This window comes from Noviherbaspirillum humi, from assembly GCF_900188095.1.
In the GTDB taxonomy this organism is placed as follows: domain Bacteria; phylum Pseudomonadota; class Gammaproteobacteria; order Burkholderiales; family Burkholderiaceae_D; genus Noviherbaspirillum; species Noviherbaspirillum humi.
Window position 1 is genome coordinate 1 of sequence record NZ_FZOT01000008.1, and the last position, 13927, is coordinate 13927.

Sequence of the window (13927 nt, forward strand, 5' to 3'; positions counted from 1 at the left end):
CCCATAGCGGGCAGATGAACCGGTATTTCCATATGAGCACTTGCTATTTCGTTTTGCAGCATCAGCAGCACAGGCATCGCTGCCCTACCGCTGACGCCGCCGCACGCTACCAAGCGCCCACATCTATCGATTGTCTGATTGTTAAAGATCCTGCTTTCGCTGAAACACCGAATTTCCACTCGTTATTTCAACTTGCTGCGAAGCGTTGTGTTCGTCAGCGGTACTCAATCCATATTGAGCCTTCTCCATCATTTTCAAGAGCGCGCCTCTTTCGATGTCGCTCTGTCTCGCTTCGCTTCGTTTGCTGCGTTGCGCGACGGGAGGCGAACTATAGCAAACGAGATTGCGCGCTGCCTAGAGGGTTTTCGAAAAAATGCGCAAATATTTTTCGATCCCTCGAAACATGAACAAATTGAAAACGGGAACTGTGTCAAACAAGCTTTCGTTGTCCACATGGCGGCCCTGAAGGGCGCCAAAAACTAGCCGCGTGTCGAACAATAGACGACATGCGGCAGAGAATTCTTGCAATGGACTGGATACTTCGACTCGAATTGCCAACGCTATAATCTCCCTCCCCGCGATGTAGGTCAGCCAACGGCACGGAATGGCGACTTCCGGCGCGGGATCAGGACGGACAACGCGTCATTCGAATTTCGAGAGGAGCACAATGAATCAGGAAGCAAGGGTGGCGATCGTCACCGGCGCGGCACGAGGGATCGGTCTCGCAGTGGCGCGTCGTTTTCTTCAAGAGGGATATCGGGTAGCGCTGTTCGACATCGATGACGCGGAACTCAATCATGCCGCTACACAGCTGCAGCCGAGCGACTCGGTGTTGACCATCCATTGCGATGTTTCGCTCCCATCTGAAGTCGGCGCGGCCGTGAGCCAAGTGGAACGGCGTTTCGGCCGCATCGATGCCCTCGTCAACAATGCCGGCATCGCGGTATTCAAGCCCTTGCTCGATACCACTTACGAAGAATGGGAAAGGGTCATGGCGGTGAACCTGGGCGGCCCCTTCATCTGCACCCAGGCTGTCGCTCCCATCATGTTGAAGCATGGCGGGGGCAGCGTGGTAAATATCGCGTCCATTTCAGGACTGCGCGCGAGCACGCTGCGCGTGGCTTATGGCACCAGCAAGGCGGGATTGATGCATCTGACGAAACAGCAGGCAGCTGAACTCGGCAATGTCGGCATTCGGGTAAATGCGATCGCGCCAGGGCCGGTGGAAACCGCCATGGCCAAGCAAGTCCATTCGGCGGCGATACGCGCCGATTACCATGATGCCATTCCGCTGGCACGCTATGGAACGGAAGAGGAAATCGCCAATGCGGTGTATTTCCTGTGCAGTCCGGGAGCCGCTTATGTGAATGGGCAAACGCTCGCGGTCGATGGCGGCTTCGACGCCACCGGCATCGGTTTGCCGACCTTGAGAACCGGGCGCTAGACTTACAGCAAATTCATGCATTCATAAACAAAACATAAACAAAAGGCCAGCTAGACGCTGGCCTTTGTCATTCGCGGCCACCTTGCGGACGGCCGGCGGCGATGCACACGTGCATCAGAGGGTGCGGGTGATGGTGCGCACTCTTTCCACCTGGGCAGCGTTTACACGGCCGAGGGAAGGCACTGCCTGCACCATCTGCAGCGTCTTGGCCACTACGTCGAGGAGGCGGCTGGTGGACGCATTCGACGACCGCTTGGCAGTGGATGTGGTGCCGGCGATAACAGGAAGGACATTGGCGTAATTCAGGGTGGAAGTCGTCATGGCTTGCTTTCTTCAATTGATCTCTTGGTGTGATCAATGTACGCCTTCCTCCAGGCATTTCCCAATTTCATCTCGTGTTACCAGTCATCATTCGGGCGAATAGCAGTTCGAACCTCTCTGCGCCAAAACAATATGGTTATGCTTTTTGCAATGCGTCCACTGCTTCTATTTACCAGGTGGAACGCAATTGAACAGGCCGACGGCGTGCCTTTCCGTTCTTCAAATGGAAAACGGGGCTCTTCGCTGGGAGGCGAGTCCAAACCGCTTTGCCCAAACCCTTCGAGCCTAAGGTGCCGCCCCCTGTCTCTGCTCGCGCTCGTCTGCGGCCTTCTCTTTTTCGTAAAGCTCCACCAGCTGCCGCAAGGCCTGCACGGTAGACGCGTGGTCGCCCTTGTGCAGGATGCCATGGCCACCCGCAGCAATCCATTGCTCGATGTTTTCCGGCGTATCGTCGATCAGCACCTTGTGCTTGCCGCTGAATTCCTGCTTGCGCTTCTTGGGCACGACATGCACGGTGAATTCCGGACCGAAAATCCGGCTGACCCATTCCCGCTTCTGCTCCTGAAACACCTTGGAAGACGGCGCGCCGGTAAGAAATACCGGCTCGAGATCCTTGGTGGCTTCCCAAAGCGCCAGGCATCCTTCGATCAGCTCAAGCTCGGCGAAGAAGCGCTTGTCGGCATTGATGATCTTCCACAATCTGCTGCGTTCAAGCTGGTTCGGGTGCTTGCCGCTGAGGCGCTTCACGCGCGCATCGAAATCGGCGAACACGCCATCGAGATCAAGGAAGACTTGCAGTTTCGGTGGATGGGACATGAATGTCGCTTGCATGTGGGGGAAGACGACTGCCCATTGGGGACATCGCCTTCCCGGTTGGGGATACAGGATTGATCGGGAATATCCCGTGCGGTTCAAGGGACGCGGCGCCAGGCGACGGCATCAGTCGCGCCTTTCCCGAAATTCGACATCGATGACGCCCGGATCCGATTGAGGCCGACCGTGTGGCGCTGACGGCTGCATGGAAAAGGAAGCGGCCCACCGTTGGAGCAGGAGGCGCTTGACGCGCTGATAAGCGATCATGAATGCGAGCGCGAATCCGGTGGTGCATGCCCCGATCGCGTCACCCCGCACGAGGTGGACGGTGAAACCCAATGCAAGCAGCGCCAGCATGGTCGGTCGCCGAACGGCGATTGGCAGAATGCCCACGGTCCCGAGCCGGCCTTCGCGCAAGCGAGGCAATCGCATAAATAGAAAACCCAACAGCAGGCCGGCGAAGAAGCGGCTGATGCCGAGGCCTTCGGCGATCATGCCGACCACCACCACGCCGGCGTGGGTAAGCATCATCGCCAGAAAGATCAGTGCCAGCAGGAAACCGGCAAGCGCAGCTTTCGGGGCGCGCATGACGATGCCGATGAGCATCGGTATGACTGCATTCATTTGCATGAGAAAGGGCGCAGTAAGCGCGAATCGAAAACTCGTTTTGTACCATGTAAACCGTATCCCTGCGGAGCCACGGATTGCCCCTCGGGCGCCAGCATGCGCCCGCGCCGGACAAAATGCGAAAGCCTGAGCTATCCCAGAGAAGCAGCCGATTTTCCGGCCACAATGGAAGTCAAGCCCCATGGGCGTGTCTCGGAGGTGCGAGATGGCAGCAAGCCGGCAGCGCGTGCTTTTCCTGGAATTCGACGGGGTATTGCATCCCCTGAGCGCCCTGCATTGGATAGGCATGGGCGTATCGCTTGAAACCGCATGCCGCCAAGGCCGTCTGTTTCGCTGGGCCTGGGTCCTGGCTGACATGTTGGGATCTCATCCGGACGTCTCGATCATGATTCATGCCGGCTGGCGTTTCTGGAATTCGGAACGGCAGCTCGCCGCCTTGCTCGGGCCGCTCGCCTCCCGCTATGAAGGCATGGTCGACCGCCGCTTCAGCCGGTGGCAAGGGATCGACGACGTGGTCCGGTGCCGGGCCTGGAAAGATTTCCGCATTCTCGACAGCTTTACCGCATCCTTCCCGCCGGCGTTGGAGCAACTGATTGCCTGCGATGCCGAAAGCGGGGCCTACAACGAGGGCGTTCGACAAAGGCTGCAGGCATGGCTGGAAAAGGACCATGCCGATGATCGTCTACCGCTGCGCGGGTAGCGCCATGCAATAACTGCGACGCCCGCGCGAGGCACGCCTTGCGGCATCGGATCACTGCTCGCGGCCAGATGAATTTTGACGGGACGCATGCAGCATCAGCACACGGCGCAGCGCCTGCACCTTGCTCCAGCAGAGATAATTCAGCAGCAACAGCAGCGCCAGCCATGATCCCCGGTTTTCATGCGCGAGCAATTCTCCGAAATGCAGCAGCGTGACGAGATTGAGCGCCACGTTAGCAGCCAGCACCAGCCTCAGGTAGCGATTGAGTACGACGACGCCGGCCGCGCCGTAGTAATGCAGATAAGTATCGTAAAGACGCACGAAGACGTCATGAGGCAGCGTCAGCACGCCGCGGATGAACTGGGATAAAAGTGCGCGCATGGCGGCCCTCCATTTAAGGCGCCGCAGGGCGTTGGAATCCAGCGCTCGCTGATGACGCTTGCGGCGGCTGATTTCAATCTAGCAGGGTAAAAATGCAGGAATCTTAACCTTGCCCAAGCTTTTCCCGAATAGACGAAAATTATTTCACCGGCCGCGATTTCGAGGAAAGACGCTCAAGTTCGACGCGGCGAGGGAAGGCCGGCGTCAATGTGCCCATGCGCTGGCAGCGAGGAGTGGATCAGCCGCTCGCAAGCGCCGGCGAAAGGAGGCAGTTCTTTGTTCAGCGCTGATCGCCGTCTTGATCCTGCATGGACGGCCCTAAGCGGCACGAACCTTTTCGGTGTAGCGGCAGTCCGGATAGGAGGAGCAGCCGCGGAAGTCGCCATATTTGCCGCTGCGCTGCACCAGCTGCCCGTCGCCGCATGCCGGGCAGCCGGCGGTGCCGTCGCGTGCCCGCATTTTCCGATTCGCTGCAGTTGCCGGGGCCGACGCGGACGCAGCGTTGAGCTTCCAGATGTCGAGCGCCGCGCGGCTGGCAGGATCGTGCAGCAGTTCGGTGACGAACATCGAAGGATTTGCCTCGCATGACATCAGGATGGCCCTGCGGCGTGCGCGGGTGAGCGCCACGTACATCAGCCTTCTTTCCTCGGCGTACGGTTCCGCTTCCGCATGCGGCATGACCAGGTCGAGCATGGGATCGTCCGTCTGCATCGAGGGGAAGGCATGCGGTCCGCCTTCCATCAGGCCAAGCACGATCACGCAGTCCGCCTGCAGCCCCTTGGCGCCATGGATGGTGCGGCTCTCGATATCCAGCCAGTCGGAGAAATTTGAAGGAGCAGGCACCTGTTCGAGCAGCCGCTTGTACCGGGCAAGGATGAATACCGAACGCTTCGCGCCAGCGTCGGCGGCTTCCCGGTGCAAGCGCTGCAGTACGTAATTCAGGCCCGCGCCCGCCTTGTCCCTGGCCGGGTACTGCATCACGGTGACGCTGCCGCGGACCGACGGATCGGCGGCGCGCACCTTCTTGCCGAAGGGGTTGCCATCGAAATCGACATAGCGCGAAGCGACGTCGGCAATGCCCTGGCAGGATCGAAAAGTTGAATCGAGGCGCAGCAAGGCGGCGCGGCCGAAGCTAGCTTCGAAGTTCTTGAACAGGGATACGTCGGCGCCGGCAAAGCGGTAGATCGACTGCCAATCATCTCCGACGCAAAACAGCTTGCAGCCCGGACGGGCGTCAAGCATGGCGCGCAGCAGGCGCGCCCGTCCCTGCGAAATATCCTGGAATTCGTCCACCAGGATTAGCTTGAAACGATGCCGATGGCTCCCATCCCGGATCGCGCTTTCCGCCTTGATGATCATGTCGTCGAAATCGATCTCGCCGCGCGTGGCCAGCCTTTCCGCATAGCGCGCGCCGATGGCATCGGCCACGCGGGCGAACAATGCAGCCCGATGCGGGTCCGCGCACTGCCCGGTCCGCCGGATCAGTTCCGTGCCGCCGATCCGATTCGACTTCGCGTGCCGGATGAATGCGCGCAGCAGCCCCGTGAGGAAAGGACTGCTCTCCGTCCTGATCCAGGCGTCGAGCGCTTCCTGCGCTTGCCTGCCGGGACGGCTTGCCACGACGTGGCCGCCCTTCTGCATCCAGGCGGCGAGTCGGCGCAACAGCTGTCCGCTGGCGTACTCGTTAGAGGTGGTGCATAGACAGACCGCCAGCTCCGCGCCGGCCGATTGCTGCCACGCCAGGCTGTCGCGGTGCTTGACCGAGAATACCGGAGCAGGCCGGCCATGGGCGTCCTGCATCAGATGGTCGACATGGGCGTCGAGCTCGCGCAGATGGAAGCTGGGCCGGTACTGGCACCGCCTGCCGTCCGGCGAAACATAGTGCACCGGCTTTTCGTAGGCATAATCGACCCCATGCAGGAACAGCCAGTTGGCAATCGCCAATTCGCCCTGGCTGGCAACCATCTCTCCGTTCAGGGTGAGATAGCCTCGGCGTCCACCCTGTCGCGTGCCGCTGCGCAGCAGATGGCGTTCCCAGGCGTGCGGCGACTGCAGATCGGCCGGACGCGGCGAAGGCTTCAAGTAAAGCGCGGAAAGCTCGATCCAGGCTGAATCGAAGCCGGCGTTTTCCTTGCGCAGCGCCGCAATGATGTCGCCCATCATTCCATCAATGGCGCCTTCGTCGAGGACGGCGGCCGGCGCGGGCACGGCCCTTGTACCCGCAGCAGCGCCGATGGATTGGCCAAGGGCATGAAAGGTCTGCACCCGAACGGCAGCGCCCTCCAGCAGATTGCCGAGCCGCGCAGCGATCCGGTCCCGGATTTCGGCAGCCGCGAAGTTGTTGAAAGCCAGCACCAGGATTTCCTCCGGCCGGGCATAGCCGCGGTCGATTGCGTAGCCCACCTTGCCGACGATGACCGAGGTCTTTCCCGAGCCTGCGGAAGCGACGAGCAGATTGCGGTCCTCCATCACCACGCAAGCCCGCCGCTGCTCGAGAGTCAGGGGCGCGCTCTCGACGCCATCGAAAAATCCCGCATAGCGCTCCAACTCGTCATCGACGAACTGACGGTTGCGCTGGGCCACGGCCGCTTCCAAATCCGCAGGCATCGTCCCCGCCCCGCCCGCCTGCGCGCCGTCGGCGGACTGCTCGCGCGCCCAGCGATCCACTTCCCACGCCGACAAGTAAAGCGGTCGATAGAGCAGGCCGGCGAGCGTTCCGGACGGCGCCTCTTGACGTCGCTGCGGCTTGGGCCTGGCTGCATCCGAATGAGACGCCGCGAAGGCATTTACGGCACGCTGAATTTGAATTGCATCGGCTTTTATCGCCTCTACCCGGTGCCAGATGCCGCCGGCAAAGCCGAAGGCCAAGGTATCCCACACGACGCCTTCGTCGACCACCACTTGCTGCAAATCGCCATAGGCAATCGGCGCGCCGCCGTTGAAGATCATGCCTTCATCGGTGAGCGCAAGCGTCCATTCCGTTGTGCCGGTAAGCCATTGTCCGATCAAGCCGGAACTGAATCTCTTCATCATTCTTCTGCGGGTCACGGACTAGAGCGGGTTATGGACTCAAACAGCGCTGGTGGCCGTGTCTTATACCAAGATTTGGCGCGCCCTACAATGCGGGCCATGGCGCCGACGCAGGCAGGTGAACAGAGTTACAACTCATTACAAAGAGCCAAAAAATCTGTCGGCCCGTTTGCCGGAAGAAGCGTTGAAGAAACGGCGTGACGGGCAAGCCGTCCCTCCGTTCCATCGTCTCCAATCAATATCAACTACAGGATCCATCTTGATTTTCTCCGGCGCCCATCAACCAGCGCTTCCCCTCGCCTCATCGTCGTTCGTTCACAATGGCATTCAGTACAGCGGCTTTCTGCAATATGTGATGTACCAGAAGGCGCTGCTGTTCGGCGACATCCGCATGGCGGACCGAATCCTCAAGACACGGGCCATCGCCAAGCAGCGCGAGCTTGGCCGCAAAATACGGGGCTGCGTCCAGGCCGCCTGGCGCCGCGTGGGATCCGATGTCCTGTTCGATGGATTGAAGGCCAAAGTCATGCAGCATGCCGGCATGCGCGCATGGCTGCTTGGCCGACCGGATGTCGAGTTGCTGGCGGCGGACGAATTCTGGGATGTCAGCAGCGCCGACTTCCTTGACTGCGACGCCGGCAGCGAGGGCGCCATGCGGAAGGGAGAAAGTCCTCTTGGTACCGCGCTCCTGCGGCTGAAGCAGCAGCTGGCGGCTTGAATCGCAGCGCACCCGCCATTCACGCGCAAGAATCGCTGATCAAATTTTGGGCGGGACTGCGCCGAGGCTTGAAAGTCTGATGCGCAAGGCTCCGTTGTTCGTTGGCTTGCTGGCTACGCTCATGGCCAGCGTGTTCACTTCCCGCCACCTCCGCGCCCGGCGTCGAGTTCATATGCCTGCCGCTTCCACGGCGGTCTTTTCCACTTTGACAACAGGACTTTCAGTGCGTGTCGCGTCCATGGTTTGGACGATTCATTTTCCTGATGCGCCGTCTGCGAAACATGACGGCCCCTTTGCGCTTCCCTATAATGGGCGCCCGCGGCCAAGTGCCGCGATTGGTTTCATGACAATACTGGATTTGAATGCTGTTCCACCGCGCCCGCCATCATGTCAGGGCACTTTCCGCTTTCCTCGTTTGCCGCTTGCTTGCCTGCTTCATGTTGAGTCTGGCGGCATGTCTGCCCCTGCATGCCGCCGAAACGGCGCCAATAAGGATCGGCGCCGGACTGTTGATTCAATCCGACGCGGCGCTGCCGCCGACCGGCACCCCGAACTGGCGTGCCGCGGCCCTGCCTTACCGTCAGCCGCGCCCGGCAGATGCGGGCCTCCAGACATACTGGTTCCTTGCTCCGTTCCGCCTCGTCGATAGCGGCGACAGCCCATCGAGCGTGGTGTTCTCGAGCCTGCCCAATGGCGGCAAGATCTACATCAATGGCGCCCTTGCCGCGGATCTCGGTACCTCCACGCCGCAGGTCTGGTCAAGGCGTCTGCGTCCCTTCATGATCAACGTGGCGCCCGGCGTGCTGCGTCAAGGCAGCAACACGATTGCCATTCGCTTCGCCGTGCACGATCCCTTTGTGGCGCTGGGCGAGATCCGGCTTGGCCCGCGCGCCGCGCTTCAGGAAACGTTCGATACCGTTCACTTCTGGAAGATCGGCAGCTATCAATACACCAATACGCTTTGCTTTTTCATGGGCGCCTTTGCGCTGGTTTTCTGGCTGCGCCGGCGCGCCGAGCGGGCCCATCTCTACTTCGGCATCTGCGCATTGCTGTGGGGGCTGCGCACCGTGGTCGCCTTCATCCCGCAATTTCCGGCGGAATACTGGCCGCTATGGCGAACCACCTGCTATCTGACGACGGGAGCCTTCCTGGTGTGCATCATCCTGGCGCCGCTCCGGCTGGTAGGGTTTCGCAGCCGCCTGCTGGATCGGGTTCTGCTCGCGCACTGGATCCTGGGCGTCGCCGCATTCGCTCTCTTCGGCAAGCGGCTGCAGCTGTTCATCGACACCGCATGGCACGCTGCCTTCCTGCCGTTTGCATTCTTCATGTTCTGGCAGGTGGCGCTGAACGCATGGCGCAAGCCGAGCACCACGCATGTGGCCATGCTGCTCACCGCCATCGGCGTCATCGGCCTGTCATTGCATGACCTGATTGCCATGAACGGCTGGTTCGGCACCGCGCCGGTGTTTCTGCTCCACGTCGGCGTTCCGGCCCTGCTGCTGGCGATGCTGTGCTCGATCATGGATCGTCTGCTGCTTTCGCTGGAAGCCACCGAGAACGTGAATGACAGGCTGACGGCGCTGGCTCATCAGCGCGAAAAGGAACTGCTGCTCCAGTATGAGAAACAGAAGCAGCTCGCCTACCAGCATGCGGCCAATCATGAGCGCCAGCGCATCATGCAGGAAATGCACGATGGCCTCGGGGCGAAGCTGGTGGAAGCGCGCGAGCTGGCAGTCGATCTCGACGCTCCGGGTGCCGGCGTGGCGCCCGTGCTGGAAGAGGCGCTGGACGAAATGCGGATGGTCATCGGCTCCCTGGCTTCGAGCAATCCCGACCTGGTGGCTGCGCTGGGGGAATTCCGCTACCGGCTCATCGCGCGCCTGACGCGGGCCGGCGGCAAGCTCTCCTGGCGCACCGAAAATCTTCCCGATTGCCTGCTGGTCAATCCCTACAACGGCATGCACGTACTGAGCGTTCTGAACGATGCCGTCAACAGCTTCATCCGCGCAGGCGCCGCGCGGCCGCTGTCCATCTGCATCATTCATCAGCCCGAGTGGCTTGAATTGCAGATCCAGGGTTCCGAACACCCGGTATCGAGCATCGTCCCGGGCATTTCCGCGGCGGTTCAGCAACGGATGGAGCGGCGTGCAGAAGCGATGAACGCAACCCTTACACTGCAGCCCGGAGGGACTGGTTGCAGGTTGCAATGGCGTCTGCCTGCCGAGCCGGCTCAACAGCAGGCCGTGGCGTAGCCCGCCTCGTGGACCGATTCGGTCGGCGGCCGCGCGTTCATGGGCGCCGCGCCGCGCCGGACGGGACCGCACCGGCAGGATTGCCGTCGGCATCGAAGGATTTCAGATAAGCGATCAGATCCTCGATCCGGCCTTCGCTGCCGAGGCCGAAGAACCGCATTGCCGTGCCGGGAACCACATTGCCGGGCGAGCGGATGAAGGCAGCGAGCGTCTGTTCCGACCACACGATGCCGGAGCGCCGCATCGCTTCCGAATACTTGAAATCGCCGGCTTCGGCCGCCGGGCGGCCAACGATGCCGTTCAGCTGCGGGCCGAAAGCGCCGCGCGCCGACGGTCCGACCTGATGGCATGAAGCGCATCTGGCGAAGACAGCCTTGCCGGCGGCCGGGTCGCCGCCAGCACGTGCCGAGGGCATCGCCGTCGCCAACATCGGCGCCAGCCAGATCAAGATGAAGCGATTCATGTCAGGCCCATTTTTCGTCATGCAGGCGCCATCTGCTCAGCGGAATGACCTTGAGATTCGCCGTATATTCCGGTGGCGGGAATGTTTCCATAATGGGTTCGGATGACGCGGCAGCAGATGATACGCGGCTATCCGCGAAAGCAGGAATTCCATGCTCATCACACGGCAGCGGCTCCCGATTTTCCAGTCCTAAAACAAAAGCCCCGCTCGGGCAGGCCGAACGGGGCTTTTGCATTCGAACCGCCGGTTCAGAACGGGATGGCGTCATCCTCGTATTCGAACTGCGGCTGGCGCCCCTTGGCGGGTGCGGACTGATGGCGCGGCTCGGCATCATGCGCCGCCTGCTGGCCGTCCTCATGACCGGCGTGGCGGCCGCCGAGCATGCGCATGTCGTCGGCGATGATCTCCACCGTCACGCGCTCCACGCCATCCTTGCCGGTCCACTTCCGGCTCTGCAGCTTGCCTTCGATGTAGACCAGCGATCCCTTTTTCAGGAATTCACCGGAAATCTCGGCCAGCTTGCGATACATGACGATGCGGTGCCACTCGGTGGCTTCCTTCTTCTCGCCCGTCGCCTTGTCCTTCCAGGTTTCGGTGGTGGCGAGCGTGAAGTGGGCGACCGGGTCGCCGCCGTTGGTGTAGCGCAGTTCCGGCGCATGGCCGAGATAGCCGATCAGAGTGACTTTGTTCAGTGTTGCCATGGCAAATCTCCTCGATGATTAAAGTATGTCGAGCCGTACGCCCTGCTCGGCATGGGCGCCGGGCACTTCCTTCCCGGCCTTCAATGCCGCCGCGATCGCCTTCTTGTTGGGCGTGGGCGGCGGCGCTTCATGCCGCGTCAGGAATTCCGGCGGCAGCTCGGCTTCGCTGTCCACTACCACCTGCGGCGGATTGCGCTTGATCGCCAGCGAGAACAGCGCGGTCGTAGCGCGTTCCCGCTGCGCCGCCTGCATCAGTTCCAGGATCAGGCGCCGGCCGCGCTCGGCGGAGCGCTGCAGCGCCGCCTGCCGCGACTGCAGGCTGGCGATGGTCTGCTCCACGCCGGCAGCGGCGGCCTCGACGTTGCGCACCATCTTCGCCAGGTTTTCCAGCCGCTCATCGAGCGGGCCGGAGATGCTTTCCAGCGTGTCGGCGATCAGGCGTTCATCGTCGTGGCGCTCGGCCAGAAGCTCGGCCAGCTGGCGATATTGCGCCGCCAGCTCGAAGGCTTCGAACACCGGATTCATGCAGCCACTCCGAAGGCATCGTCGTTATGCGACTCGAGCACCGCCTTGCGCTTGTCCTTGGCGATGGTCAGCTCCGACAGCGCGTCGGTATCCGGCAGCGTGGTCGCCACCCGGTAGGCCGTGGAGAACGCCTTGAACAAATCGTCGAGCGTGTTGGCATGGTCGATGGCATCCATCAATTCCGCCTTCTGCTCGCGCGGCATTTCGCGCTGGGTCGACACCGGTTCCTCGCCCGCATCCAGCCAGCCCAGCAGGCGGCGGCCGATCTCGGCATCCGGCTTGAAGATCTCGCCGTCGAACAGCCGGGTGCGGTCCTTGCCGACGTAGGCCATGTGCTGCACGTCGATCTCGAAGAACGTGGTGAACTCGTACTCGATGCCGTCGCGCATCACCGGCGCCAGGCCGATCTTGCGCACCGTCTGCTTGCCGGTTCGCTCATCCTTCTCCTGCACGTACTCGGTCTTGGCGCGCATGGTGCCGATGATGTGGCAGGGGCTGCGCAGCATGGCTTCGACCAGCGCATTGTGCTCCGGCGTGACTTGGCGCCAGGCTTGCCAGCTGTTGCCGGTCTTGTCGGCGATCTTGCCGTGGCGGTCGAGCGAGCCGCCCTCCCCGCTCCAGGCATGCGACAGGCTGTCGATGATGATGGTCGACACGCCGGCTTCCTCGAAAGCGCGGATGGCTTCGATATAGCGCGCCGGGGTGTACGGCGGGCTGAGTGTCAGCACGTCGTAGCCATCCGGAAGCAGGTCGGCATACAGGTCGCCGCTGCCATGCTCGGTATCGATCATGCCGATGCGCCCGCCTAGGCCGCTGGCGATCAGCAGGGCCGAATAGGTCTTGCCGCTGCCGGCGGGGCCGGACATGCCGAGGCGCAGTTTGGCACGGCGCTTGGTCGCGCGGTGAATTTCAAATTTGCTCATGTGACGCTTCCTTTCATTGTCGTCGTGTTCGAACTGCTCCCGGCGGCCAACCTCTTCGTACCATTGCATGCCGCCATCATCCATACCTGCCTGTTCATCCATTCATCATCCTCGACAGAGGGCGACGCATTCCCGGTCACCACCTTTTCGGTAGCCTTTCAGGATGCCGCCGCAGACGGTTTTCCTTCGCTGCCGGCGCCTCAATGCAGGCGCTTGATCTTCAATTGCGCCAGCACGTCCTTCGCCTCGGCCGAAATGCCATGGGACGGCAGCAGATCGGCCACATGGTCGGGCGGAAGGCGGCGCCGCGCCAACGCATCACGCAGCACGCGCTCGCGGCCGGCGGCATCGCTTCCCAGCGACGGCGTCCAACGCACCGGCTGCTGGCGGCTGCGCGCTTCCAGGACGCGCTTTTCATACGCCTGGCGAAATGCCGAACGCGCAGCCGCCATGTCGCCGGCGCGCAGCTGCGACAATATCTCGCCCCAGGCCCGGGCCATTTCTTCCGTCCACACCACCGAGCCGCTCTCGTCCTGAGGAATCATGTTCCAGGCTTCTTCCGCATCAGGCCGGCCATCCTCGATGCGGACCAGGACATCCGCCAGCTTCAGCGGTCCGGTGAGCTCCAGCCGGCAGCGGCCGAGCGCCGAGAGCACCTGGGCCTCGTCGAATGCCGCCAGATCGCCTGCCAGCATTTCCACCGCCGCGGACGACAAGGGCTGGCCGCAGACTTCCGCGCTCAGCGCGATCGCCTCCATCAGCTTCCGGCTCGGTTTGGCATCGAGCAGGCTTGGCAACAGGTGGGCGGATTCGAGATAACGCATCGTTTTCCTTCGTTGGGCAGCTGGACTGCTGCAGATCACTGGGAAGCCGATTCCGTTCCGCCAGCGTGGGCGGCGGCCGAGATCGGCGACTCTTTTGGTTGCAAATAATCAACAAAACACGCCTTGCCTGAGTTACACTTCGAGGAGGTCGGCCTCCCGCCACTTTTTGCGCGGATGGCTGCCTGCGGATGACGTTAGGCGGGAT

Annotated in this window: 15 protein-coding genes; 4 read left to right on the forward strand and 11 right to left on the reverse strand. The window is 61.8% G+C overall.

Annotated elements, in window-relative coordinates:
* Nucleotides 1–667 precede the first annotated feature (667 nt).
* Nucleotides 668–1444, forward strand: coding sequence for an SDR family NAD(P)-dependent oxidoreductase (locus CHB88_RS13075; RefSeq protein ID WP_089399782.1), 777 nt, complete (start codon nt 668–670; stop codon nt 1442–1444).
* Between the two features lie 114 nt (nt 1445–1558).
* On the opposite strand, the gene CHB88_RS13080 is transcribed toward CHB88_RS13075, so the two are convergent.
* The 3 genes from CHB88_RS13080 to CHB88_RS13090 all read right to left on the reverse strand — a co-directional run bounded on the left by CHB88_RS13080 (nt 1559) and on the right by CHB88_RS13090 (nt 3184).
* A complete protein-coding gene (locus CHB88_RS13080) occupies nt 1559–1765 on the reverse strand; it encodes a hypothetical protein (RefSeq protein WP_089399783.1) in 207 nt (68 codons plus the stop codon).
* Between the two features lie 285 nt (nt 1766–2050).
* A complete protein-coding gene (locus tag CHB88_RS13085; RefSeq protein WP_143131252.1) occupies nt 2051–2680 on the reverse strand; it encodes a 5' nucleotidase, NT5C type in 630 nt (209 codons plus the stop codon).
* Between the two features lie 24 nt (nt 2681–2704).
* Entirely contained in the window at nt 2705–3184 is a 480-nt protein-coding gene (locus tag CHB88_RS13090; RefSeq protein ID WP_089399785.1) for a hypothetical protein, read from the reverse strand.
* A gap of 226 nt (nt 3185–3410) precedes the next feature.
* Here CHB88_RS13090 and CHB88_RS13095 point away from each other — a divergent pair, with 226 nt between their 5' ends.
* The gene (locus CHB88_RS13095) at nt 3411–3905 is read left to right on the forward strand and encodes an HAD domain-containing protein (RefSeq protein ID WP_089399786.1); all 495 of its coding nucleotides are present in this window, start codon (nt 3411–3413) and stop codon (nt 3903–3905) included.
* Nucleotides 3906–3956: 51 nt separating this feature from the next.
* On the opposite strand, the gene CHB88_RS13100 is transcribed toward CHB88_RS13095, so the two are convergent.
* Complete coding sequence (locus CHB88_RS13100; protein WP_089399787.1) at nt 3957–4286, reverse strand: hypothetical protein; 330 nt, start codon at nt 4284–4286, stop codon at nt 3957–3959.
* A gap of 318 nt (nt 4287–4604) precedes the next feature.
* Nucleotides 4605–7319, reverse strand: a complete 2715-nt coding sequence (locus tag CHB88_RS13105) for a UvrD-helicase domain-containing protein (protein WP_089399788.1) — start codon at nt 7317–7319, stop codon at nt 4605–4607.
* Nucleotides 7320–7434: 115 nt separating this feature from the next.
* Between CHB88_RS13105 and CHB88_RS24475 the strand changes: the two genes are divergently transcribed.
* The gene (locus CHB88_RS24475) at nt 7435–8034 is read left to right on the forward strand and encodes an NADAR family protein (protein WP_143131253.1); all 600 of its coding nucleotides are present in this window, start codon (nt 7435–7437) and stop codon (nt 8032–8034) included.
* A 509-nt stretch (nt 8035–8543) separates the two neighbouring features.
* Nucleotides 8544–10286 carry a sensor histidine kinase gene (locus CHB88_RS13115; RefSeq protein ID WP_143131254.1) on the forward strand — a complete coding sequence of 581 codons (1743 nt, stop codon included), beginning with the start codon at nt 8544–8546 and terminating at the stop codon, nt 10284–10286.
* A gap of 37 nt (nt 10287–10323) precedes the next feature.
* On the opposite strand, the gene CHB88_RS13120 is transcribed toward CHB88_RS13115, so the two are convergent.
* The 6 genes from CHB88_RS13120 to CHB88_RS13140 all read right to left on the reverse strand — a co-directional run bounded on the left by CHB88_RS13120 (nt 10324) and on the right by CHB88_RS13140 (nt 13722).
* Nucleotides 10324–10749 (reverse strand): c-type cytochrome, encoded by a 426-nt coding sequence (locus CHB88_RS13120; protein WP_089399791.1) that lies wholly within the window; start codon nt 10747–10749, stop codon nt 10324–10326.
* 1 nt (nt 10750) lies between these two features.
* Nucleotides 10751–10984, reverse strand: a complete 234-nt coding sequence (locus CHB88_RS24480; protein WP_143131255.1) for a hypothetical protein — start codon at nt 10982–10984, stop codon at nt 10751–10753.
* A 13-nt stretch (nt 10985–10997) separates the two neighbouring features.
* On the reverse strand, nt 10998–11450 hold the full coding sequence (locus CHB88_RS13125; RefSeq protein ID WP_089399792.1) for a single-stranded DNA-binding protein: 453 nt from the start codon (nt 11448–11450) through the stop codon (nt 10998–11000).
* A gap of 18 nt (nt 11451–11468) precedes the next feature.
* Nucleotides 11469–11975, reverse strand: coding sequence for a siphovirus Gp157 family protein (locus CHB88_RS13130; RefSeq protein ID WP_089399793.1), 507 nt, complete (start codon nt 11973–11975; stop codon nt 11469–11471).
* Nucleotides 11972–12898: an ATP-binding protein gene (locus CHB88_RS13135; protein WP_089399935.1), complete on the reverse strand. Its 927-nt coding sequence runs from the start codon at nt 12896–12898 to the stop codon at nt 11972–11974. The genes CHB88_RS13130 and CHB88_RS13135 overlap by 4 nt, the downstream gene beginning before the upstream one ends.
* A gap of 200 nt (nt 12899–13098) precedes the next feature.
* Nucleotides 13099–13722 carry a hypothetical protein gene (locus CHB88_RS13140; protein WP_089399794.1) on the reverse strand — a complete coding sequence of 208 codons (624 nt, stop codon included), beginning with the start codon at nt 13720–13722 and terminating at the stop codon, nt 13099–13101.
* Between the last annotated feature and the right edge of the window lie 205 nt (nt 13723–13927).

Bases quoted from the DNA above. Each gene is read 5' to 3' on its own strand.
- CHB88_RS13075 (WP_089399782.1), top strand. From the start codon at position 668: ATGAATCAGGAAGCAAGGGTGGCGATCGTCACCGGCGCGGCACGAGGG.
- CHB88_RS13080 (WP_089399783.1), bottom strand. From the start codon at position 1,765: ATGACGACTTCCACCCTGAATTACGCCAATGTCCTTCCTGTTATCGCC.
- CHB88_RS13090 (WP_089399785.1), bottom strand. From the start codon at position 3,184: ATGCTCATCGGCATCGTCATGCGCGCCCCGAAAGCTGCGCTTGCCGGT.
- CHB88_RS13095 (WP_089399786.1), top strand. From the start codon at position 3,411: ATGGCAGCAAGCCGGCAGCGCGTGCTTTTCCTGGAATTCGACGGGGTA.
- CHB88_RS13100 (WP_089399787.1), bottom strand. From the start codon at position 4,286: ATGCGCGCACTTTTATCCCAGTTCATCCGCGGCGTGCTGACGCTGCCT.
- CHB88_RS13105 (WP_089399788.1), bottom strand. From the start codon at position 7,319: ATGATGAAGAGATTCAGTTCCGGCTTGATCGGACAATGGCTTACCGGC.
- CHB88_RS13120 (WP_089399791.1), bottom strand. From the start codon at position 10,749: ATGAATCGCTTCATCTTGATCTGGCTGGCGCCGATGTTGGCGACGGCG.
- CHB88_RS24480 (WP_143131255.1), bottom strand. From the start codon at position 10,984: ATGCAAAAGCCCCGTTCGGCCTGCCCGAGCGGGGCTTTTGTTTTAGGA.
- CHB88_RS13125 (WP_089399792.1), bottom strand. From the start codon at position 11,450: ATGGCAACACTGAACAAAGTCACTCTGATCGGCTATCTCGGCCATGCG.
- CHB88_RS13130 (WP_089399793.1), bottom strand. From the start codon at position 11,975: ATGAATCCGGTGTTCGAAGCCTTCGAGCTGGCGGCGCAATATCGCCAG.
- CHB88_RS13135 (WP_089399935.1), bottom strand. From the start codon at position 12,898: ATGAGCAAATTTGAAATTCACCGCGCGACCAAGCGCCGTGCCAAACTG.
- CHB88_RS13140 (WP_089399794.1), bottom strand. From the start codon at position 13,722: ATGCGTTATCTCGAATCCGCCCACCTGTTGCCAAGCCTGCTCGATGCC.